Genomic DNA, 21,216 nt, shown 5'->3' with positions numbered 1-21,216 from the left:
AGCCGGCATTTACCAGCCACAGGTCTCGCGTAGCGGTTCGATGGCCCGGCGGTATCCCGAGAGATCAAACAGCAGGCCATCAATGCGACCGTTGGGCGAGTCAATGCGCGCCTCTGTGCCGTCGATCATGGCTTTCACGGTACGAATGGCTGGCAGTCCCCGGCCGCCGCTGAGCACGAAACCGTTGTCCCGCACCCGCCAGACGGTCTGTCCCCGGCCAAACCCCAGCCGAATCCGCTGCTCGTCCATTGCCTCGGGCAGCATCAGCGTGAGTTCCGTGATGTTGTTGTAGCACTGAAGGGCCAGCAGAGGTCTGGGAGGTTGAACGCCCAGAGCCGGAACCGTCACCAGGTGGCCAGCTGCTCGCCCGGTATTCCGGTAAAGCACACCGGCACCGGCATTTTCTGCATCAAGGCTGGCGTAGGCCTGTCGCCATCGCTCGGATCGCCGGGCATCCGGGGCCGCAAGTTCCTCGCCGGATGCCGCCAGGGGAGTACCAAAAACCTCGTCAAAGCAGGCCAGCCGTTCAAGTCGCTGGGGCTCACTGGTACAGAGTCGGGCATCTTCAAGCTGGTCAGCGCTGGCATTGGAGACCAGCGAAAGCAGCGCCAATGCCGCTGCAATACCACCGGTTAATCGCACTCTTCGGGGAATCATGACTCTGTCACCCGGTACTTGAGACACTTGTGGGCCAGGGTCCGCTTTGGCAGGCCGAGGCTTTCTGCCGCCTGGGCCCGGTTGCCACCATACTGGCGCAGACGCTCGCGAATAATTGCCGCTTCAAAGGCCTGTGCCGCGACTTTAAGATCCCGGACCTCTTCCACAGCAGGTAGATCAACGGGATTTCTGTCTCTGGCATCCGAGGGTGCGCGGGTCCAGCCATCGGGCTCTTCAAACAGGTCATTAATCCTCAGAACTTCCGGCTGGATATCATCCCCGCCCGGGGTCTGCAGGCAGGCCAGTTCAATGATGTTGCGCAGCTCACGGACATTGCCCGGGAAGTCGTATCCAGCCAGCAGGTGCAGAGCGTGGCTGGAAATGCCCATGGGCCCGCTACCCTCACGCTCGGTATACAGGCGGATAAAGTGACGGCTCAGGGCTTCGAGGTCCTCGGGGCGCTCCCGCAAGGGCGTCACCCGCAGCGGAAACTGGCTCAGGCGATAAAACAGGTCCCGCCGGAAGCTGCCGTCTTCGATACCTGCCTGCAGCGGCTGGTGGGTGGCCGCTACCAGGCGAAAATCGGAGTGCTGTTCCTCACGGGCGCCCAGTGGGCGGAACTGACGGCTCTCCAACACCCGGAGCAGCTTCGACTGCAGGGCCAAGGGCATGTCGCCGATTTCATCCAGGAACAGGGTGCCGCCGTTGGCCTGTGCCAGAAGCCCCTGCTTGTCCCGGTCGGCGCCTGAGAACGCTCCCCTGGTATGCCCGAAAAGTTCGCTTTCCAGGAGGGTATCGGGAATCGCGGCGCAGTTGACCACCACCATCGGGCCGTCGGCCCGGTCGGACAGTTCATGGATACCGCGGGCGACCACATCCTTGCCACAGCCGGTTTCACCCTGCACCAAAACGGACAGTTGGCTGCCGGCGGCCCGGACGATCTGGGCCCGGAGGCTGGTCATGACCTGGGAGTTGCCGACCAGGGTTCGGGCCAGTTGTTCGCACCGGGTGCGAACGGTTTCGGCGTCGTGCAAATGATCCAGTGAGCGCTTGAGCAGGCGACGCTGCCAGACCTGATCACGGCTCTGAAGCTGGGTAATCCATTGATGAACCAGCAGTTGCCGTAGGCCACAATACAGAGGCTGGCCGGTAATGCCGTCCCAGTCGGGTTCGTCCCGACACAGTACGAGCACCCCCAGGGTTCGGCCGTCATTACCGGTGAGGGGCTCAAGCCACAGGGAACGCGGCCGGTCGCTGGCCTCAAACAGGGCCTGGAAGCCGACGTGGTCCAGGCGGTAGCTGGCGGCACGGGTAAGTTCCCGGGCTTTGCCGGTTTGCAGCACGTGGGCAAAGGGGTGGCTGAAGTCACCGCAGTCGAATTCGCCGTGTTCGGCGAGGTCGCTGCAGTGCAGGGTCCGGCCACTGAGGTCGAGTTCGAGTGCCCAGCAGCGGGTCAGGCCGAAGGCGTTTTCCAGCTGTCTTGTGGCGGTTTTCAGCAGATCCGGCAGGTTGTCTTGCTGGATCAGGGCCACCGCCAGGTCGATTCCGGTGTGCAGTTCCATCTGCATCCGTCCCATGGTTCTCTTCCCTAAGATTTTTATGCTTTTGTGTTCGCCAACCGCACACCGTGCGGATTTGCTTTCCAAAACACGCCGTGAATACGTCCCTGTAGGCTCCGCTCCGCCATCCATGGCTCCGCAGGGTTTTGAAAAGCCGAACCCCACGCTGCGCTACTTTGGAGTGGCCCTAAACCACCATTCCCGTGAATCTGGCATCTTCAACACCCAACGTCACCTTTGTAACCGGCTCCCTCGCCGCCAGTTTCTCCAGCAACGCGAGTGAAACAGGCGGCAACAACTCACCCTCTATGATCGACTCAAGCATCCTTGCGCCATTTTCACTTCTTGTCGCACGGATTCGAATAGCCTCGATAAGTCCTTCTTCCAGTTCCACCTCGGTGTGGTAGCGGCCCTTGATCTGGTCTGCCAGGCGCTGGAGTTTGTCGCCAACGATTCGGTTGAGGGTTTCCTCGCCAAGAGGCAGGTAGGGCACCACTTCCATTCTTGCCAGCAAGGCCGGCTTGAAGAAGCTGGCCAGTTCCGGGTAGAGAGCTTCGTCCAGGCTGGCCGGCGACTCGGCGTGGTTGACGATGGTCTGGTATCCGAGGTTGGAGGTGAGAAAGAAGACGACGTTCTTGCAGTCGATCAGACGGCCTTCGCCATCGGCCAGTTCGCCTTTGTCGAATGCCTGGTAGAACAGATTGAGGACTTCCGGATGGGCTTTTTCGACTTCGTCGAGCAAGACCACGGAGTAGGGTTTCTGGCGGATGGCTTCGGTGAGGATGCCGCCTTCACCAAAACCCACATAGCCGGGGGGCGAGCCGATCAGACGGGAGACGGTGTGTTTTTCCTGGTATTCGGACATGTTGATGGTAGTAAGGAACTGACGACCGCCGTAGAGGAGTTCAGCCAGCTGTACCACGGTTTCGGTTTTGCCAACGCCGCTGGGTCCCACCAGCAGGAAGGCGCCCATGGGGCGGCCGGGCCGGCGCAGGTCGGCGCGGGCGGTAAGCAGGTGTTGGTGCAGGCAGTCGATGGCGGTGTCCTGGCCTTTGATGTGCTCCTGCAGATACGCCGGCAAATGGGTGATTTTTTCCAGTTCGTCGGTGGTCATGCGATTGACCGGAATACCAGTCCAGTCGGCAATGACTTCGGCCACCTGTCTGGCGTCAACCCGGGTGTGAACCAACGGCTCGTCGGCCTGGAGTTCCGTCAGTTCCTGCTCGATGGCGGCGGCTTCGCTTTTCAGGTCCGGGCGTTCTTCTGTTATCCCATCGGTCAATTCAGGGGTATTCGCTTCAGCCTGCGATTCGCCGGTGAGCAACTTTTCCCGGATCTCCACCAGTCGTGCCACCAGTTCGCGCTGGTCGTTCCAGCGTTGTTCCAGGGCTGCAGATTCAACAGTGATCCCGGCAACGCGCTGTTCCAGTTCCCGTTCCCGTTCGGCATCCACGGTCTGTCCCAGGGTGTGTTCCCGGCTCAGCAGGTTCTGTTCCATGGCCAACTGATGCAGCTCGCTTCGGACGCGGCTCAGGCGTCTGGGCGGCGTGCTCAGATTCAGGCTAACGCGGGCGCAGGCGGTATCCAGCACGTCGATGGCTTTGTCCGGTAGCTGACGGCCGGCAAGGTAACGGGCAGACATTTCGGCGGCGGCTTTCAGGGCGCTGTCGGCGATAAGTACCTGATGGGCTTTTTCATAGACGGTGCGCAAGCCACGGAGGATGTGGACCGCTTCCACGGGAGTGGGCTCATCCAGCGCCACAGGCTGGAAACGGCGGCTCAGGGCTGGGTCTTTTTCGAAGTATTTCTTGTATTCGCGCCAGGTGGTCGCTGCGATGGTACGCAGCTCGCCCCGGGCAAGGGCAGGTTTGAGCAGGTTGGCAGCGTCAGAGCCGCCTTCGCTGTTGCCTGCGCCAATCAGGGTATGGGCTTCGTCAATGAACAGGATGATCGGGGTAGCCGAGCCTTTGACCGCTTCGATCACGCCTTTGAGGCGTTTCTCGAACTCGCCCTTCACGGAGGCGCCCGCCTGCAGCCCCCCCATGTCCAGGGTCCATAGCTCAACGCTCTTCAGACGGTCAGGCACGTCGCCGTTGACGATGCGCAGAGCCAGGCCCTCCACCACGGCGCTTTTGCCCACGCCGGCATCGCCCACCACAATCGGGTTGTTCTTGCGGCGGCGGCAGAGGATGTCGATCATCTGGTCGATCTCGGCGTCACGGCAAACCACGGGGTCCAGTTTGTCCTCCCGGGCCAGTCTGGTGAAGTCGGTGGCGTAGCGTTTGAGCGGGTCCAGATCCACGCTGGCCACTGGTTGCCCGGGTTCCTGCTCGCTTGGTTCCAGTCTCTCCGCGGAGCCCTCGGTGAACCGGTCAAATTGCTTGCGCAGCTGCTCACGATTGATGTCCACCATTGCCTTTGCCACCCGGGGCATCAGGTATCGATCGGCATTCATCAGCAGGGCCAGGAATACCGCGCCGGAACGCAATTCGGTGTGGCCCAGTTCGGTGGAAGCCAGCAGCCAGGCATCCTGCATCAGCTCCACCAACAGCGGAGAGAACGATGGGTAGGGCTCAGCGCTTTGCGACTCTCCGTTCAGGCTATCGCCTACCAGCGGTTGCAATTGCTGATGCTCAAGGCCGGTGTGCTCCAGAATCTGGCGCACGTCGGAAAACGGCGTTTCCAGCAGTTTGAACAGCAAATGGGCCGGAGTGATTTCCGCGCCCTGACGGCTGATGCACAAAGCGGCCGAGGCTTCCAGCGCCTGGCGTGACATGTCGTTGAGGCGCCCGATCAGCGCTGGCAGTTCTACCCGAATCACGTTGATGTCCTTATTTCGGTAGTTGGTCGAGTACGCGCAATACGTCCGTGATGCGCTCGTTCAGTGCGATGTTATACAGCGAGTAGATGCCGGCCATGGCCGCCACAAACAGACCAGCAATGCCCCAGACAGGCATGCCGCTGCGCAACCGGTTCCGGGTTGGCGTTACATTTGCCCGGGCATCCGCAAGAGGCGCCGGTTCCTGCTCCTCCTGTAACGCTTTCAGTTGCTCGTGCAGGCCACGTACAATCTGGTCGTATTCATCGCGGCCGTTTTCCATCACCTTGTATCGCCCCTCGAAACCCAGACAGAGACACAGATAGATAAACGACAGCATGTCGCGATAACGGGCCGGCTCCTGCTCCATCCGGGCAAGAATGGCAAAGACCTTTTCTCCACCCCATGTCTCGTTGTGGAAGCGGGACAGCAGGGAGTGCTGTGACCAGATGCTATGGGCGCCCCAGTCGGTTCCCAGCACGGCCTCGTCGATTAAGGCGCAGAGGACGTACCGATAGGCGACAACAACCGGCCGGTCGTAACCCTGTTCCACCAGTTCCCGGTCGATGGCCGAGATCTCATCCACCACCTGCTGGTAGAGGATTTCCACTGCGCGATAGTCTGCCAACCTGCGTATCCTGATCACCAGGCCCAGCAATGGTGTGGCGGCGTCAATCAGGCGGTTATGTTCCAACCCTCTGAGCTGAAAATGCTCGTCGACCTGGCCTTCCCTGTCGCCCTCAGCTGCTCCCCGGCTGTCGGCAAAAATCAGATCACTGAACGCACTGCTGCCGGAATTTCTGCTGCCATTGGGTAAGTCCATTACCTGTGCATCTGCCATGATTTAGCTCCTGATTGCCCAGAACTGCATTTCCATGCCCGGGAAACTGCCGGCCACGTGGAATGCGAAGCCGCTGGCGTTGTCGAGCATTTGCCAGGCCTGGCTCTGGTCGTCCAGGCGGAAGTACACGAAGCCGGCGTGGTACGGCAACTGCCGGGGTGCAACCGGCAATGCAGCAAGCGGAATCCCCGGCAGCTGCAGGCTGATCAGATCCCGGATCTTTTCCACAGAGGCCACCTTGCACTGCTGAGTGAACTGCTTGCGCAGATCGTCCAGTGGCATGTCGGCTTTGACCGCCAGAATGAATTCCGCATCCCGGACCAACTGGGCATCCTGGACCGGGGCCACAGTCAGGCCGTACTGGCGCTGCTGGAGCTGGATAGCCAGGGCCCTCGGTTCCAGCACTGTGCTCAGGGACTGCCGCAGAACCTGCATGAGCGGGGTAAAAGCATCCTCCGGGAGATCGTGGTCATAGGCCGGATACTCCCTCGGCAAACGCCCTTCATCGGTGAAGGTCACCAGCTCACCACAAAGTTCAAGCAGAGCTTCGAACAGCCGTTCAGGATGCAACTGGCGAAGGCGAGCCAGATGCATGAACCTGGGGTGGGCGCGATTCAGCATCTGCAGCAACATGAAATCCGCCACGTCTGCAACGCCGCCCTGCCCAGGGGCACCGACACGTTCGGAAATATTGCGCGCCCGTTCCCGCATCAGTCCCGCCATTTCACCGACAAATCGCTGCAGCCTGGGTGCAGCTCGCACACTCAGCATGGTGGGTAGGAAGTTCGGATCCATCACCAGGCTTCCGTCCGGGCGCTTTTCAAGAATCCGGCCGATAGCCAGGGCCGCATAGGCGCTGCGATCTTCCCTCTCCAGCATCAGGCGGGGCGCCACTCGGCCCACATCAATGGTGTGGGCATCGCCGTCAATCGAATGCAGGTCCCGGATTTCCCGTGAGTCGGCACGGAACCGGCCGGCCACGGGGGCGTCCGGCCATTCCACTTCAGCCAGGCTTTCACTGCCCAGGGGTAACGCCAGGTAGACGACTTGGTTGGCCACTGAGGCATCGGTGATCTCCATCGGTTCAGGCATCACGTCGTCCTGGGGAAGACTGAAGCGGGTGCCATCCGGGAACAACCCCGATGCCCGAACCAGGCCCACCCGGCCGAAACTCAGATACTCCGCATTCAGCTCCAGGTCGCTGAAGCCATAGAGATAATCGGAGATCGCGAGCGCCCGTTCATTGATCTGATGCTCCAGATATCGTTGCTGTTGCTGGAAATGTTGAGGCTTGATAAACAGGCCATCACTCCAGACGACTCGATTGATTACCGCCATCAGGTGTCATCCGAATGCTTGAGTTGAACTTCCCGCTCCCGCAGGTTCACCAGCAGGTTGTAGCGGCCGCCGATTGGATCCACCTTTACCACCTTCTTCCATTGGGACAGGTTGGGGTAGGCGTAAAAGGCGATCACGCCGATAAATCGGGTGTCCTCGCCAATCTCGAAGGGTTCGATGTACTTGAACTGACCCGGCACCAGGGAGTAATCGCTGTGGTCCACATAGTTCTGACCCAGTGAAGACTCAAGGTCACTCAGTAGCTGGTCGAAATCCCCGGCCATCAGTAGTGAGCTGTCGCGCATCTCGATGATCTGAAACGCAACGGGCGTGGGTGCCAGGGATTCATTCGGGTTTGCATCCGGTTCGGCCACCATGGTCAGACCTACCCGGCTAGGCAGATCCTCCGGGTACCCCACCGGGATATCCGGGTCCCAGAGCACTTTTGCGGTTTTGGTGACGGCGTTATAGGGTGTGCTGCATCCGGCAAGCACGAATACGACGGCCAGCAAACTCCATTTGCAGGTCTTCACAACGGGTTCTCCCTCTGTAGTTGGCGCAGGTTCTGGTCGTAAGCCTGTTCGAACACTTCCTGGAACAGACGCTCGAATCCCTGCTGTCGACTGGATTTCAACTCCCGGTAATAGTGCTGGTACATATCCCATGCCCAGCGTCCCTCGTCCTCGTTCTGGCGCAGCCCCCGGCGGTAACCATGGAAACGACGCAGCAAGGCCTCGGGCGAAAAGGCATGCAGGATGGCCTCCAATGCCTCGCTGATGGCCTCACGGGTTGCCTGCTGGTGATGATTCAGGCTCTGCAGACTCTCCCGCACCGCCGCCGGCGCCGACAGGTGAACCGGGCTACGATGGCTGGCGAACAGGGTCTGCACCGTATCCTCATAACCCTCACCCAACCGCAGTGGATTATCCTCAATGGGTTGCAGGCGGGTTCGCAGCGCCTGATGCCTGCTGTCTTCTCCCTGATGCAGGGCCAACAGGCCTTCCACGGTCGACTTCAGTGTCTGTCCTGCTTCCTCCAGGAACAGACGCATCTCGTCGCTGTCGGCAAAATCCAGCCCGACTTCCATACCCCGCAACAGGGGTGCACCACTGATGTGCTTGCTGCTCTGATCGGAGGCCTCCCGGCGATCAGCGCTCTCTGAAATCTCAGACATCCTGTCTTTCTCTCCTTTGCGAACTGGCAGGCCCATCGCTACGTCGCGGTTTTCACGGTACTCATCCGAAACCTGCCTTTCGGCGGCGCGCCAGGAGGTCTCGCTGCCCATCAGCGCGTCAGCATCCGACGTCTGTTGGTCCTGCTGTAGATTCCAGGGTGCCAATGGGTCATCACTGACTGCCTCCCCGGCTACCGCGCCAAAATTCTGCATCGGCTCCGGGTTCTCAGTCTGGCTGGTTAAGTACTCGGCCCGCATCAGCGGCCCTTCATCGACATCAATCAGTTGCCGGGCCTGATCTGCCTCACCTCTCTCAAGCAACGGTTCACTTACAACCTCGGCCAACTCCGCACGGAGTTGATAGCGACCAATACTGATGGTATCGCCATGATTCAGTCGTGCCCGACGGCCCCGACCCACCGGCTGACTTGCGCTATTGATGTAGGTCCGGCCACTGCGATCAATCAGGCAGAAGCCGCCGTCCAGAAAACGGATCTCCGCGTGGCCGGGAACCGCACCCGTTCGGTGGGACGATAACCGCCAGGTATCACTGGCTGCTGTACCGATAGAGCCGCCACGAACACTGAAGCAGTGGTCGATGGTTGCCCCTCCGCCAGCAACAGTCGGATTGGTGACTGTCAGTTTGAGTCCCACAGCCTGTTGTTCATCCATGAATATCTTCCCTGCCGGATTCACCGGCGAATCTGGATCCGGACCGCCGGTCGGCGCCTGGCCTTTTCCGGGGTCACGAAGGAATTCCAGCCCAACCGCACATCTTCTCCCAGCTCCATGGGACGGATGTCTTTCGGACGCATTTGAAGCTCCAGGTCGTACGCCAGCTGCTCCCGTGTGGTGAACTCAACGAGCTTGACCAGGCGTTGGTGGTCCTGGCCATTAGGCAGGAAATCCGCAAAGCGCTGTCGGCTGAGATTTCGCAACCGGAGCACGAATTTACCACTGCGATCCCGAATGGCCGATCCCACCAGTGTGTCGCTGCCCAGACAGGCGTTAGCCTGGCCCAGTCGGGTCTGCTGATCATCGGCGATGGCCACCTTGCGCAGGACCCACTGTTCAATACTGACATCATCCAGATCGAAGCAATGGGCAACGATGCCGCTCACCACCTCAGGCGACCGGCTACGACCGGCCATCAGGCCGGAATAGGCCAGCATCTTGGACCAGTTCACCGGTGTCGCCTCCCGCAACCGGCTGTCGCCCAGACCTATCAGGGCAAAGATCAGCTCTGAAAAGCCGTCCGAGGCACCGGGTTGAAACCGAACGTAGTAGCGATACTTGCGCCATGCCCGGTGGAACAGCGTGACCAGGCGATGATTGAAAAAATCAAGAAAATGCCGCCGGATGCCCAGATTCTGCCCCGCTTCCCAGGCCAGGTCTTCAAGGTAATAGCCCGGCAACGGCGACTGTGAGCCGTGCAATCCCAGAAAGCTGACTTCCATCTGATACGGGGCGTGCTCGTGCTCCGGCGACAGCGCCGAAACCACATCGCTACCGGGAAACCCCAGCCCCGCGGAGGCAGAAAACCGGATCCTCTCCTGCCGCGGTTGATCGTCGCTGTTTCGCTCCAGGTCATCCCCGTGGTGCCGGTGAATAAGGTCCACCAGCTGGAAAAAACTGTATCGCCGCGCATTGCCCAGAACGGGTTGCAGCTCGGCTACATCAGCGGCTGCTGACCTTGCTGTAACGTCCATGTGTACCGTTCCTGGTTATCGGTGTTCACCACTTCCAGTTGGTGAAATGCGTTGATACTGGCGTAAAGAGCAAAGAACTGGCTGAGTACCGTGCCGAACAGGTAAAGATCACCCTCCGATGCAAAGGCCTGTTGCTCCAGTTTCAATACCGAGCGAATCCCCCGCACCGGCAGGCCTTTGACCATCCGATCAACGGGAGCCGTCTCGATACAGGTAATACCAGCAAGACGCTTCTGTGATACCCGCTCCGCCTGACGGTCCACCAGAGCCCGGAAATCATAAACTCGAAGCACCGTGCGCAGAGCATCCACGTCCAGCATGGACAGGTAATTGAGCGACAGATTCGAGATCAGCGTCCACAAAAGGCTGCCATCCAGGGTTGGCCGCAGGGTCGCCGTGGGCCGGGTAATGTTGCTGAAGGCGGCAAACGCCGGCGTGCTCTCGGTCGCCATGCAGATTTCGCCTACCGCCAGTTGGCTGGGCAAGTGGCGGTTGGTGCAGGTGAGGGTCAGGGAAACCGCTTCCTGCCGGCTCAGGCACTCCGACTCGTCGCCCCGGACAAACGAAATATAATGATCAAAGCCGTCCCCGCGCACGCTATCCCGGGCCCGGACCCGATAGTACAGGGCGGTCCGTCCTCGATCCCGTTCCACCTCATGCTGGAAACTCTCAAAGGGCGTGTAGATGCGGGGCTCACCGCGCCCGGACCGTCCCTCCAGCCAGCCTTCCACCTGCTCAATGCTGAACACCTCGTAGTGATCCGGCGAGCGGCTGGAAGGCGAAATCCGGTATTCGGTCTGGCGGCCGTTCAGGTCCACCGGCTCACCTTCATGGGTAAACAGGTTCACCGCCGGGGAACAATAGAGCTGGAAATTGTCCTCCCGCACTTTTGCATCCGGTGGCAATATCCGACTGAAATGGAAACGCAGGCTTATTTCGTCGGCCTGCAGCGCTGGCAGCCGACGCCCGAGTCCGAGAATATCCACAAAACGGAAGGCCTCCGGGAAACTAAGATACTCCTGTAGAATGCGGTAACCGGGGTAGGCGTTCTTGGGATACGGCAACAGGGCCTCTTCGTTGCCAAAACCGACCGGCCGCAAAAGCGAGGCAGGCAGACGGTAAACAGCGTCGCCCACCACCAGATCGATGCGTTCCAGATAGTGGTTCAACCAAAGAAAAAGGGTTTCGGCGATATGACTCTCGCCGCCCAGATAAAAGCGCAGGCTGTCCATACCCAGTGACGACAGGGGCTGATCGGTGTGCAGTGCCAGGTCCACGGTCACTGAGGACACTTCCCGTGAGTGCTCTGCATGTGCCGCGGCAACGCTCACAGGAAATACATCCACCGCCCGGCAAGTACGAAACCGACACTGGGTCTGGCGATTCGCATCGCCCAGGGGACGGCTCTTGATCTCGGTATGACGCTCTACTCTCTGGCGTTCACTGATTGCATGCAACTGCGGATCGAAGCGCATGATCGTGCAACTGGGTACCGGCCGCAGATAATTCGGCCACAGCATGTTCAGCAGCGAGTGCGTGATCTCCGGAAATTCGTCCTCAACCTTTTCCCGCAGTTTGCCGGTCAGGAAAGCAAAGCCTTCCAGCAGTCGTTCAACATCCGGATCGGTGCTCTGCTCGGACAGAAACCGGGTCAGCTGCGGATGGGCATCCGCGAATTCCCGGCCCTGGAGCCTGAGAAAACTCAACTCGTCCCTGTAAAATCGATTTAACCTCATACTGCTACCGCATCCTTGGGAGTATGAGACGGTCGGTACACTTTTCTTCCGGGAAAAAACAACTCGCTACGCTCAGACATTTTTTCCCTGCAGAAAAGCATCCCCACCGTCTCCTGCCATCCTTGGTGTTTGCTTATCCGTTTCGTTACACCACCTGGTAGTAACGTTTGTCATCCAATACCAAATCTATGGTTGTTTTGTCGTCTTTCGAACCGACGTTCAGATAGACCGTCACCTGAAACCGCAGCTGTAACGGATCAGGGCCCTGGGGCAAATTAACGACATCCACCCGCTTCACCCTGGGTTCGAACTTCTCGATGCACTGCCGGATCGCGCCACGGATCTGAACGCTCAGATCGTGGGTGCCGAGCGTGGCGTCGTTGAAGTCCAGCAGGCCCAGATCCGGTACGCTGGCACTGTTACCCGGGTGGGCATTCAGCAGCCGAACCAGGTGGCGCTTGATCGATTCAACAACGCGGGTGACGTCTCCCATACTCTGGCCAGCCGGTTCAGCAGCCTGCTCGAGTCTCTCGAACAGGCTGCCGCTGCTGGCCTGCGATCCGTCGCTGGCCGGGTGCTGGAACACGGATTAATCCTTGTCCAGCCGGCCAACCAGTGACAGTTCGAAGTTAGCACCCATGTACTTGAAGTGGGGCCGAACCGCCAGGGACACCTGGTACCAGCCCGGATCGCCTTCCACCTCAGAAACGGTGACCTGTGCCGCGCGCAGGGGGCGACGGCTGCGGACTTCGGCGGGCGGGTTTTCCTGGTCGGCCACGTACTGACGTATCCAGGTGTTCAGCTCCCGCTCCAGGTCCTGACGTTCCTTCCAGGAGCCGATCTGCTCCCGCTGCAGGACCTTTATGTAGTGGGCCAGGCGGTTCACGATCATCATGTAGGGCAGCTGGGTACCCAGTTTGTAGTTGGTTTCCGCTTCCTTCCCTTCCTTGGTGTTAGGGAACTGCTTGGGTTTCTGCACCGAGTTGGCGGAGAAAAACGCAGCGTTATCGCTGCCTTTGCGCATGGTCAGGGCAATGAAGCCTTCGTCGGCCATTTCGTATTCACGACGATCGGTGATCAGCACTTCGGTCGGGATCTTGGCTTCCAGTTGACCAAAGGATTCGAACAGGTGCACCGGCAGGTCCTCGACTGCACCACCGCTTTGGGGACCGATGATGTTCGGGCACCAGCGGTACTTGGCGAAGCTTTCCGTCAGGCGAGTGGCCAGCAGGTAGGCCGTGTTGCCCCACAGGTAGTGTTCGTGGTCTGCCGACACGTCTTCTTTGTAGTTGAAGCTGCGCACCGGGTTTTCGGTAGGATCGTAAGGCACCCGCAGCAAGAAGCGCGGTGAAGTGAGGCCCAGATAACGGGCGTCTTCGGATTCACGCAGGGAGCGCCATTTGGCGTATTTCGGGCCTTCGAAAACGGCCTTCAGTTCCTTGATGGCAGGTAGTTCCTGGTAGCTGTCGACGCCAAAGAACGACGGTGCCACCGAGGACAGAAACGGAGCATGGGCCATCGCTCCGACAGACGATACGTACTGCAGCAACTTCATGTCGGGTGTGGACGGGGTAAAGGCGTAGTTGCCAACAACCGCGCCGACCGGTTCACCACCGAACTGGCCATATTCCGTGGAATAGATGTGCTTGTAGAAACCGGTCTGGGTAACGTCCGGCGCGAACTCGAAGTCTTCCAGCAGCTCGGTCTTGGTGGCGTGGAGGATATCCACCTTGATGTTCTCACGGAAGTCGGTGCGGTCCACCATGAGCTTCAGGCCGCGCCAGGAAGACTCCAGCTCCTGCAGCTTGGGCGCGTGCAGGATTTCATCCATCTGGGCGCTGATCTTTCGATCCAGCTCCACTACCATCTGGTCCACCAGGGCCTTGTTGACCGGCTGGCCTTTTTCGTCTCTTTTCAGCAGGTTGGCAATAAACGTTGCCACGCCCTTGCGAGCAACATCGTAACCCTCATCCGCCGGCGCCATGCGGCTGTTGGCCATGACCTGGTCGAGGAGAGAGCCTTCAGTGACGGATTCGGAGGCAGCAGATTGCTGCACAGCAGTATCAGACATACCACATCCTTTTAGTACGTTTTGAATTCAGTCGGAAATTATGAGCGGGTGTTCCCTTACTCGTTGCTGTCTGTGGCCAGTTCCAGTTCGGCCAACAGCTTGTCCCGGGCGTCGTCGTTGTCCAGCAGTTCCTGAAGCTTGGAACGGAACGACGGTACGTTACCCAATGGGCCTTTCAGGGCCACCAGGGCTTCCCGCAGCTCAATCAGCTTGTTCAGCTCCGGAACCTGACGGGCAACGCTGTCGGGAGAGAAGTCATCAAGGGTCTGGAATTCCAGGTTTACCGGCAGTTCGTCGGCTTCCTCATCCAGCTTGTTGGTCACGGTGGTGGAAAGGGTCAGGCCGGCTTCCTTCATGACCGAACGGAAGTTGTTCTTGTCGACGGAAATGGCCTTGCGATCTTCGATGGGGGTTTCTTCTGCGTGTCCCTTGAAATCGCCAACCACGAACATCTTCAGCGGCAACTCGGTTTCTGCCTGCTGATCTCCGGTGGCGGGGACGTACTTGATATTGATGCGCTCTTTAGGCGCGACGGAACCGTCTTTTGAAGACATGCGCTTGCTCCCTGTGCAAATCATTTGCAATTGTTCAATCCCTTGTACGCACCCTCCTGGCGCGCAACGACCAAAACTCTACACAGATCACTTGCCATTCTCAAGCAAAAACTGGCCAGCTTTCTTCGCGAATGTGCGGCCGGGCAAGCTTTTGCCAGAATACGCGGGATCTCCAATCTGTCATCACTCATAAGAAACTTCAGTCAATGACGGCATTGTTGGCTGTGGCTATACTCGCCCAACGAGCAGGATCAACACGAAACCATAAGGAGATCAACATGAGTGACCTGAAAACCCGCTTCGACGAAGCCGTGAATTACATCCAGACTGCCGAGGGCGACTTCAAACCGTCCAACGAGATGAAACTGGAGTTCTACGCGCTCTATAAGCAGGCCACCGAGGGCGATGTGTCCGGCAAGCGCCCGGGCATGATGGATTTTGTCGGCCGCGCCAAGTTTGATGCCTGGGAAAAGGCCAAGGGCATGTCCAGCGATGAGGCCATGCAGAAGTACATTGACAAGCTTGAAGCCCTGAAATAACTGGTGTTCCAGCCCAGACTCTGGTCGAAAAATGACCAGAGTCAATCTTCCTGAATAAAGCTTTGCGCTCGTAAATGAGCTGTCATAAGATGCGCGCAAAATAACAACACCAATTCACCAGGAAGAGTTATTTATGGACATCACGGAAGCGCTGGAGCAGTCCCAGCCGGGCTTGGTAGCACGGGTCAAGGACGCCATACACAAGCACAAGCTCACTCAACGCTCAGAGCAAACCTACCTGCACTGGATCACCCGGTTCGTGCTGTTTAACGACATGAAAGATCCGGATGCGCTGGCCAACGAAGACCGCCGGCTGTTTCTGGAATACCTGAACGATCGCATGCGGGTATCCCGGGCGCGTTTCAATCAGGCCAGCCAGGCCCTGGCATTTTTCTATGAAGATGTACTTGGGAAGACGCCCGCCGGAGACAACGGCTGCGCCGCAGCCTGATAGCCTGTCTCAACGCTCATTCATATTGATGTTAAGCGCATCGTAAGTGCGGTTCTCGGGTGGGCGGATCACGTAGTTGTTGCTGTGGGTCTGCCCGGGAATGGATTTCGGATTGCTGAACCGGAACTCCACCGGAATCTGTGATCGGCCGAGGTCCGTGCGGCTATCTCCGGGTCGAAGCCCGAGGGGATCCAGGTAGAAGTCGTCTTCAACCCGGGGTTTGAGCGGTACACCCGCAGCCGGTGCCGCAAGGCCACCCTCGATAACGGTATTGGCCAGCGTCTCTTCCTCCATGGAATTCAGCTGGATGGTGTGGATGGTTGAGCGTTCTTCGTACTGGAAAGCACTGTCCTGCGCGTCGCTCTGCGCAACCGCCGCACCGGCAGAAAATGCTGCAGCCAAGACAAGCACCGTGATTACACTGCTCTGAACGTTACCCGCTTCTCCACGCATACCCATGGCATTTACCCCGGCAGACGATCCTGTCTGCGACCAGTTGTGACAAATTTTGATCAGTTTATCGACAAATCACACAACCTGCCCGGGCACTCGCCAATTTTGTGACATCATTCACTTGTCGTCGGATGGCGCCTCGTAGCGAATTCCTACGACAAAGACCGACTTCCAACCTTCCGGGGTGCGAACGCTCACTTCGTCGTCAAGGCGTTTGCCGATCAGGGCCCGGGCGAGCGGTGAGTTGATGCTGAGGTAGCCTTTGTTCAAATCAAACTCGTCGGCGCCGACCAGGCGATAGGTCTGTTCGTCACCCTCCTCGTCTTCCACCGTTACCCAGGCACCAAAAAACACCTTGTCCCGGTCATCCGGCAATCGGTCCACAACGGTCAGCTCTTCCAGGCGCTTGCCCAGAAAGCGCACCCGACGGTCTATTTCCCGCAGCTGCTTCTTGCCGTAGATGTACTCGGCGTTCTCGGATCGATCACCAAGAGCGGCAGCTTCCCGCACGGCCTGAGTCACTTCCGGGCGCTTTACCTTCCAGAGATACTGCAGTTCATCACGCAAGGCCCGCTCGCCTTCCGGAGTGATGTATCTGGGGCGTGGGCCGCCATTACCGGGAACCTGGGTCATTGGTCTCGCAACGTCCTCTGCCAGTTGGGAATCAAAAATTGGAAGGGCATAAAAAAACCCCGTAAAAACGGGGTAAGGCTAGCGCTGTGCTGGAGGGAGAAGCAAGCAACAAATCTGCAAGCTTCCAAAGCTACAGTTTCAATTATGCACAGCATGGATTACACCGGCGTGGCCGAGGAATTACGTTTTGGTCAGGGAAACTACGAACGCCGGCCCCGGGAATTAGGTTGCAGACTCTAGGTTCGGAGCATAGCGTAGCGCTTAAATTCTTTTCGAACGTTTCCATTCTCGGAGAAAACAACATGAATACACAGAAGCTGCTGAACATGGCACTTAATGGCGTGGATGCTATTGGTTACCGGCTCGACCAGTACGGAATTACTGGCAAGGTCAATCGGCACAACATTGCGGCTTTTCTCGCGGCCGAGCAGAGGCATCTGGAAGGTGAGTGGGACAGCATTCAGGTGCGGGTAAACCGTCGCCGCTCCCAGGTGGAAAAGATTACCCACGAGATCGAGTCCCGCAGGGATGCGCTGATTGGCCCCGTGATGTCACGCATCAACCGTTTCCGCGCCAGTCAGTAAGTATTTACGCCGGTGGATCAAGAGGCGGTTCGGGTTTCCCCGGCCGCTGAATCCGTCGGCTGCTCGGCCTGGGCCGCGCGGATGCGTTTGCGGGCTTCGCTGTAGGCGGGGATCTTCACGGCCACGGTAAGCCCCGGCGATTCCTCCCCGGGATGCGTATCACTGAGGACAATCCGGCCCTGGTGAATCTCAGCAACAGCGCTCACCAGGCTCAGACCCAAACCATTCCCCGGTAGCGAACGGCTCTTGCCAACCCGGTAAAACCGCTGGAAGACCTGGTCTTTCTCGGCATCGGGAATACCAATTCCACTATCCCGAACTTCAAACACCGCCTCGGCACCCTCGCGCCGAACCGAAACCCCTATAACGCCATGCTCCGGCGTATATTTGATAGCGTTATCAATCAGGTTGCTGACCATCTGGAACAGAAGATCGCGGTCGCCCTCGATCATCACTCCGCTTTCCAGGCCCTGCTCGAACGACTGGTCCTTGTCCTCAGCCAAGGCCTCATAGAGCTCACAGGCATCGGTGACCAACTCATCCAGCGGCACAGGTTTCATGTCGGCGGTATTACCCCGGGTTTCCAGCCGAGCGATGCGCAACAACGCGTTGAAGGTAGCCAGCAGCTGATCGGCCTCCGCCACGGCGCGGCCTGCCTGCTCCCTCGCCTCGTCGTTATCCACCGACATCAGCGTGTTTTCAAGCTGGTTGCGGAGTCGGGTCAGGGGCGTGCGCAAATCGTGGGCAATACTGTCGGAAACGTGCCGGATGCCCTCCATCAGATACACAATCCGGTCCAGCATCTGATTCAGGTTTTCCGCCAGCTGGTCGAAATCATCGTCGGTGCCACGGGTTGGTATCCGCAGCGAAAGGTGGCCGTTCATGATCCGACGTGAAGTGTTGTTGATAACCTCGATACGCCGGGTCGTGCTGCGGCTCATCAGGAAGCCACCAAGCAGCGCAAGGGCGAGAGTGATCCCCATACCCCAGTTGATGGCGGTTTCAATCACCCGCTTGAGGTTGGTGAGTTCGTCAACATCCCGTCCGACCAGCAGGCGCAAACCACCCTGAACCTCAAAGATCCGGGCACGGGCCAGGCGTTCGGGCCCCGTCCAGCCGACGGATTCGTTCAGGGTGAAGTTGATCCAGCCGCTCTCTGACCGGCTGCCTTCCGGCCAGGTCTCGATGTTGCCGGCCAGCTTCAGGAAGTCATCGGTGGTCAGCAGATAGATGGATTTGGCGTTGGGGTCGCGGGCAACACGCTCACGGATAATGGTGATGAGGCCATTTACGCCACGGCCACGATACTGCTCCGCCAGACCGGCGATTTCCGCTTCAATGGTTTCGTCGGTCTGGGCGGTCATGAAGCCCGCCGTACGCCAGTAGATAAAGGCCAGTAACAGAAATACCGAGGTGGCGAACACCACCATGTACAGCAGGGCTAGCTGAAAGGACGAGGTCCTGAGCTGGCTAAGCAGTTTCACGTAACATGTACCCTGCACCCCGGATGGTCTGCAGTAAGGGTGTATCGAATTCCTTATCGATCTTGGCTCGCAGCCGGCTGATGTGTACGTCGATGACGTTGGTCTGGGGATCGAAATGGTAATCCCAGACTTTCTCCAGCAACATGGTCCGGGTGACCACCTGGCCGGCATTACGCATCAGGTACTCCAGCAGACGGAACTCCCTGGGCTGGACATCAATATTCTGGCCGGCCCGCTTTACCGTGCGTGCGAGCAGATCCATTTCGAGATCGGCGACCCGCAGTACGGTTTCGGTTTCCGCCGACTGCCGATTTCTGCGCACCAGGGATTCGATACGGGCCAACAATTCGGTGAACGAGAACGGCTTGGTGAGGTAGTCATCGCCGCCGCCACGCAAACCTTCCACGCGGTCGTCCACATCACCCAGGGCGCTGAGAATCAGAACCGGCACCTGGTTTCCGGTCGCACGCACGGTTTTGATAATGGACAGACCGTCCATTCCCGGCAGCATGCGATCTACAATCATGATGTCGTAATCCTCGCTGGCCGCCATCATCATGCCTTCCTTGCCATCGGCTGCATGGTCGACCACGAAGTCGGATTCCTTCAGCCCTTTGACAAGATAATTTGCAACGTCCTGATCGTCTTCGATTACCAGCGCTTTCACCGGCTCTCCTCCCGATAGCGGATTACAGTAACGACAAGGGTACGAAGAAGTTGGCAACCCGGCCAGTTACGATCTTGTAAGAGGGTGTCGCCAATGGCGACGGTCAGGCTTTCCCCGGAAACCAGCCCAGACTGTCACCGGTCGCCCCGGTAGGCCGGTATTCTGCGCTTACCCAGCCGTGATATCCCATGGCATCGATGGCCGCAAAAACATTCGAAAAGTTAATCTCCCCCGTGCCGGGTTCATGTCGCCCCGGGTTGTCCGCAAACTGAATGTGGCCGATCCAGGGCAAAAGACACTCCATGGAGCGCACCAGATCCCCTTCCATGATTTGCATATGGTAAAGGTCGTACTGCAGGCGCACGTTGTCGGCGTCGATTTCCTCGATCAGTGCGAGCACCTTGCCGGAGGTATCCAGTACGAAGCCTGGCATATCCACGCGCGAGTTAATGGCTTCCAGGCACAGGGTGATACCCTCTTCAGCCAGCCTGCCCGCTGCCCAGGCGACATTACTCACCAACGTCTGCCAGGCAATGTCATCGGAAACGTTCGCCGGCTTCAGCCCCGCAAGGCAGTTCAGCTGCCGGCAGCCAAGGGCTTTGGCATAGTCGATCGCCTGGTCCACGCCGGCCTGGAACTCCTCAACGCGGTCCGGCAGGCAGGCGATGCCCCGTTCACCGGCGTCCCAGTTACCGGGCGGCAGATTGAACAGCACCTGAGTCAGCTGGTTATCGCTCAGCATCTGGCCGAGTCGCTCTTTGGGGTAGGCATAGGGGAACAGGTATTCCACGCCCTCAAAACCCGCGGCCCGGGCCATGGCGAAGCGCTCGGGAAAGTCCACTTCCGTGAACAGCATGGACAGATTGGCAGCAAAACGGGGCATGGCGTGTTTACTCCTTCGGGCCGCGGCCAAGGGAGCCAAGCAGGGCACCGTTCAGATGCTCCAGCTCCAGCAACAGGCCACTGTGGTCGACATCACTGTGGCCATTGGCCACCAGCGACAGGTATTCGTTGTGCGTCTGTTGAGCCAGGGGCAGGGTCAACCCTTCCGCACGGGCCTCATCCAGAATCATCCGCATGTCCTTTAGCTGGATCCGAGCCGGCGCGCCGGGTGCAAATTCCCGGTCGATCATCCGCTGGCCGTGCAGCTCCAGAATCCGGCTACCGGCAAACCCGCCCAGCAACGCTTCCCGCACAGCCGCAGGATCGGCACCGCCTTTCGCCGCCAGCAAAAGCGCCTCGGACACAGCACCAATGGTGATACCAACAATAGCCTGATTGGCCAGCTTCGCCAGTTGCCCCGCGCCAACAGGACCAATCCGCGTGCACTTGCCGAGCGCCTCGAACACCGGCCGTGCGCGATCCACATCCGCTTCCGAGCCACCCGCCATGATACTCAGGCGGGCTTCAGCCGCGCCCACAGTCCCCCCGGACACCGGCGCATCCACATACCCAGCGCCCTGCTCTGCAACCAACTCGCCATGCCGCCGGGCCACGGAAGGTTGAATTGAACTCATATCAATAACCAGCGCGCCCGGCTTCAGGGTATCAATCGCGCCCTGGGCGACCAGCACCTGCTCCACCACATCGCTGTTCTCCAGCATGGTGATCACCACATCGGCATTGGCAACCGCTTCCACCGGGGATTCGGCGATCACCGCCTCAGAGGCAAACGGCTCGCACTTGCTGGACGTGCGGTTCCACAGAGTCATTGGAAAACCCGCGTTCAGGAGGTTACGGGTCATGGGCGTACCCATCAGGCCGATGCCGAGAAATGCAATATGGGGTTTAGTCGAGGTCATGGTTAGCTGGCCTTACTCAAAGGTTCGGGGCGTGGTTGGGAGGCGTCTTCCACAAAAGTTAGATGGCCGATTATACAAACAAAAACGCCACCAACCGGAACCGGTGGTGGCGTTTTTTACGACTCAGATACTCAGTGGCTAGCCAA

Annotated in this window: 21 protein-coding genes; 3 read left to right on the top strand and 18 right to left on the bottom strand. The window is 59.0% G+C overall.

The window, feature by feature from the left end:
• Positions 1 to 9: 9 nt before the first annotated feature.
• The 12 genes from vasI to tssB all read right to left on the bottom strand — a co-directional run bounded on the left by vasI (position 10) and on the right by tssB (position 14,457).
• A complete protein-coding gene (vasI, locus tag BM035_RS06715; protein WP_092030814.1) occupies positions 10 to 657 on the bottom strand; it encodes a type VI secretion system-associated protein VasI in 648 nt (215 codons plus the stop codon).
• On the bottom strand, positions 654 to 2,225 hold the full coding sequence (locus BM035_RS06710) for a sigma-54-dependent Fis family transcriptional regulator (protein ID WP_008175727.1): 1,572 nt from the start codon (positions 2,223 to 2,225) through the stop codon (positions 654 to 656). The genes vasI and BM035_RS06710 overlap by 4 nt, the downstream gene beginning before the upstream one ends.
• A 178-nt stretch (positions 2,226 to 2,403) precedes the next feature.
• Entirely contained in the window at positions 2,404 to 5,037 is a 2,634-nt protein-coding gene (gene tssH / locus BM035_RS06705) for a type VI secretion system ATPase TssH (protein WP_092030812.1), read from the bottom strand.
• A 10-nt stretch (positions 5,038 to 5,047) separates the two neighbouring features.
• Positions 5,048 to 5,875, bottom strand: coding sequence for a type IVB secretion system protein IcmH/DotU (icmH, locus tag BM035_RS06700; RefSeq protein WP_092030811.1), 828 nt, complete (start codon positions 5,873 to 5,875; stop codon positions 5,048 to 5,050).
• Positions 5,876 to 5,878: 3 nt separating this feature from the next.
• Positions 5,879 to 7,213 (bottom strand): type VI secretion system baseplate subunit TssK, encoded by a 1,335-nt coding sequence (tssK, locus tag BM035_RS06695; protein ID WP_092030809.1) that lies wholly within the window; start codon positions 7,211 to 7,213, stop codon positions 5,879 to 5,881.
• On the bottom strand, positions 7,213 to 7,746 hold the full coding sequence (gene tssJ, locus BM035_RS06690; protein WP_092030807.1) for a type VI secretion system lipoprotein TssJ: 534 nt from the start codon (positions 7,744 to 7,746) through the stop codon (positions 7,213 to 7,215). The genes tssK and tssJ overlap by 1 nt, the downstream gene beginning before the upstream one ends.
• Entirely contained in the window at positions 7,743 to 9,059 is a 1,317-nt protein-coding gene (tagH, locus tag BM035_RS06685) for a type VI secretion system-associated FHA domain protein TagH (protein ID WP_092030805.1), read from the bottom strand. The genes tssJ and tagH overlap by 4 nt, the downstream gene beginning before the upstream one ends.
• 20 nt (positions 9,060 to 9,079) lie before the next feature.
• A complete protein-coding gene (gene tssG / locus BM035_RS06680; RefSeq protein ID WP_008175716.1) occupies positions 9,080 to 10,096 on the bottom strand; it encodes a type VI secretion system baseplate subunit TssG in 1,017 nt (338 codons plus the stop codon).
• Positions 10,060 to 11,832 carry a type VI secretion system baseplate subunit TssF gene (gene tssF / locus BM035_RS06675; protein WP_092030804.1) on the bottom strand — a complete coding sequence of 591 codons (1,773 nt, stop codon included), beginning with the start codon at positions 11,830 to 11,832 and terminating at the stop codon, positions 10,060 to 10,062. The genes tssG and tssF overlap by 37 nt, the downstream gene beginning before the upstream one ends.
• A 145-nt stretch (positions 11,833 to 11,977) precedes the next feature.
• Entirely contained in the window at positions 11,978 to 12,418 is a 441-nt protein-coding gene (gene tssE, locus BM035_RS06670; RefSeq protein WP_062785799.1) for a type VI secretion system baseplate subunit TssE, read from the bottom strand.
• Between the two features lie 3 nt (positions 12,419 to 12,421).
• Positions 12,422 to 13,903, bottom strand: coding sequence for a type VI secretion system contractile sheath large subunit (gene tssC, locus BM035_RS06665; protein WP_092030802.1), 1,482 nt, complete (start codon positions 13,901 to 13,903; stop codon positions 12,422 to 12,424).
• A 56-nt stretch (positions 13,904 to 13,959) separates the two neighbouring features.
• The gene (tssB, locus tag BM035_RS06660) at positions 13,960 to 14,457 is read right to left on the bottom strand and encodes a type VI secretion system contractile sheath small subunit (protein ID WP_008175709.1); all 498 of its coding nucleotides are present in this window, start codon (positions 14,455 to 14,457) and stop codon (positions 13,960 to 13,962) included.
• A 278-nt stretch (positions 14,458 to 14,735) separates the two neighbouring features.
• On the opposite strand from tssB, the gene BM035_RS06655 reads away from it, so the two are divergent.
• Both BM035_RS06655 and BM035_RS06650 read left to right on the top strand, forming a co-directional pair.
• Positions 14,736 to 14,996 (top strand): acyl-CoA-binding protein, encoded by a 261-nt coding sequence (locus tag BM035_RS06655; RefSeq protein ID WP_008175707.1) that lies wholly within the window; start codon positions 14,736 to 14,738, stop codon positions 14,994 to 14,996.
• Positions 14,997 to 15,129: 133 nt separating this feature from the next.
• Complete coding sequence (locus BM035_RS06650; RefSeq protein WP_092030801.1) at positions 15,130 to 15,447, top strand: site-specific integrase; 318 nt, start codon at positions 15,130 to 15,132, stop codon at positions 15,445 to 15,447.
• Between the two features lie 9 nt (positions 15,448 to 15,456).
• Here the strand turns inward: BM035_RS06650 and BM035_RS06645 are convergent, their stop codons facing one another.
• Together BM035_RS06645 and greB are read right to left on the bottom strand one after the other, a co-directional pair.
• Positions 15,457 to 15,906, bottom strand: coding sequence for a hypothetical protein (locus BM035_RS06645; RefSeq protein ID WP_092030799.1), 450 nt, complete (start codon positions 15,904 to 15,906; stop codon positions 15,457 to 15,459).
• A 111-nt stretch (positions 15,907 to 16,017) separates the two neighbouring features.
• A complete protein-coding gene (gene greB, locus BM035_RS06640) occupies positions 16,018 to 16,533 on the bottom strand; it encodes a transcription elongation factor GreB (protein WP_014578652.1) in 516 nt (171 codons plus the stop codon).
• 302 nt (positions 16,534 to 16,835) lie between these two features.
• On the opposite strand from greB, the gene BM035_RS06635 reads away from it, so the two are divergent.
• Complete coding sequence (locus BM035_RS06635; protein WP_014578653.1) at positions 16,836 to 17,117, top strand: hypothetical protein; 282 nt, start codon at positions 16,836 to 16,838, stop codon at positions 17,115 to 17,117.
• Positions 17,118 to 17,134: 17 nt separating this feature from the next.
• On the opposite strand, the gene BM035_RS06630 is transcribed toward BM035_RS06635, so the two are convergent.
• From BM035_RS06630 to BM035_RS06615, 4 genes are all read right to left on the bottom strand, one after another.
• Positions 17,135 to 18,601, bottom strand: coding sequence for a HAMP domain-containing sensor histidine kinase (locus tag BM035_RS06630; protein WP_092030798.1), 1,467 nt, complete (start codon positions 18,599 to 18,601; stop codon positions 17,135 to 17,137).
• The gene (locus tag BM035_RS06625; RefSeq protein WP_008175694.1) at positions 18,588 to 19,268 is read right to left on the bottom strand and encodes a winged helix-turn-helix domain-containing protein; all 681 of its coding nucleotides are present in this window, start codon (positions 19,266 to 19,268) and stop codon (positions 18,588 to 18,590) included. The genes BM035_RS06630 and BM035_RS06625 overlap by 14 nt, the downstream gene beginning before the upstream one ends.
• Positions 19,269 to 19,371: 103 nt before the next feature.
• The gene (hyi, locus tag BM035_RS06620) at positions 19,372 to 20,151 is read right to left on the bottom strand and encodes a hydroxypyruvate isomerase (RefSeq protein WP_092030797.1); all 780 of its coding nucleotides are present in this window, start codon (positions 20,149 to 20,151) and stop codon (positions 19,372 to 19,374) included.
• 7 nt (positions 20,152 to 20,158) lie between these two features.
• On the bottom strand, positions 20,159 to 21,070 hold the full coding sequence (locus BM035_RS06615; protein WP_092030795.1) for an NAD(P)-dependent oxidoreductase: 912 nt from the start codon (positions 21,068 to 21,070) through the stop codon (positions 20,159 to 20,161).
• Positions 21,071 to 21,216: the final 146 nt, after the last annotated feature.

The organism is Marinobacter sp. DSM 26671 (genome assembly GCF_900112835.1).
Lineage (GTDB): Bacteria > Pseudomonadota > Gammaproteobacteria > Pseudomonadales > Oleiphilaceae > Marinobacter > Marinobacter flavimaris.
The sequence above is the reverse complement of the archived record's forward strand: the minus strand, read 5'-3'. Positions and strand labels throughout refer to the sequence as shown.

What these genes read in the sequence shown, in the direction of transcription:
- BM035_RS06710 (WP_008175727.1), bottom strand. Translation starts at nt 2,225, where the DNA reads ATGCAGATGGAACTGCACACCGGAATCGACCTGGCGGTGGCCCTGATC.
- tssK (WP_092030809.1), bottom strand. Translation starts at nt 7,213, where the DNA reads ATGGCGGTAATCAATCGAGTCGTCTGGAGTGATGGCCTGTTTATCAAG.
- vasI (WP_092030814.1), bottom strand. Translation starts at nt 657, where the DNA reads ATGATTCCCCGAAGAGTGCGATTAACCGGTGGTATTGCAGCGGCATTG.
- tssF (WP_092030804.1), bottom strand. Translation starts at nt 11,832, where the DNA reads ATGAGGTTAAATCGATTTTACAGGGACGAGTTGAGTTTTCTCAGGCTC.
- BM035_RS06615 (WP_092030795.1), bottom strand. Translation starts at nt 21,070, where the DNA reads ATGACCTCGACTAAACCCCATATTGCATTTCTCGGCATCGGCCTGATG.
- tssC (WP_092030802.1), bottom strand. Translation starts at nt 13,903, where the DNA reads ATGTCTGATACTGCTGTGCAGCAATCTGCTGCCTCCGAATCCGTCACT.
- tssB (WP_008175709.1), bottom strand. Translation starts at nt 14,457, where the DNA reads ATGTCTTCAAAAGACGGTTCCGTCGCGCCTAAAGAGCGCATCAATATC.
- tagH (WP_092030805.1), bottom strand. Translation starts at nt 9,059, where the DNA reads ATGGATGAACAACAGGCTGTGGGACTCAAACTGACAGTCACCAATCCG.
- BM035_RS06655 (WP_008175707.1), top strand. Translation starts at nt 14,736, where the DNA reads ATGAGTGACCTGAAAACCCGCTTCGACGAAGCCGTGAATTACATCCAG.
- BM035_RS06645 (WP_092030799.1), bottom strand. Translation starts at nt 15,906, where the DNA reads ATGGGTATGCGTGGAGAAGCGGGTAACGTTCAGAGCAGTGTAATCACG.
- BM035_RS06650 (WP_092030801.1), top strand. Translation starts at nt 15,130, where the DNA reads ATGGACATCACGGAAGCGCTGGAGCAGTCCCAGCCGGGCTTGGTAGCA.
- icmH (WP_092030811.1), bottom strand. Translation starts at nt 5,875, where the DNA reads ATGGCAGATGCACAGGTAATGGACTTACCCAATGGCAGCAGAAATTCC.
- BM035_RS06635 (WP_014578653.1), top strand. Translation starts at nt 16,836, where the DNA reads ATGAATACACAGAAGCTGCTGAACATGGCACTTAATGGCGTGGATGCT.
- tssG (WP_008175716.1), bottom strand. Translation starts at nt 10,096, where the DNA reads ATGGACGTTACAGCAAGGTCAGCAGCCGCTGATGTAGCCGAGCTGCAA.
- hyi (WP_092030797.1), bottom strand. Translation starts at nt 20,151, where the DNA reads ATGCCCCGTTTTGCTGCCAATCTGTCCATGCTGTTCACGGAAGTGGAC.
- greB (WP_014578652.1), bottom strand. Translation starts at nt 16,533, where the DNA reads ATGACCCAGGTTCCCGGTAATGGCGGCCCACGCCCCAGATACATCACT.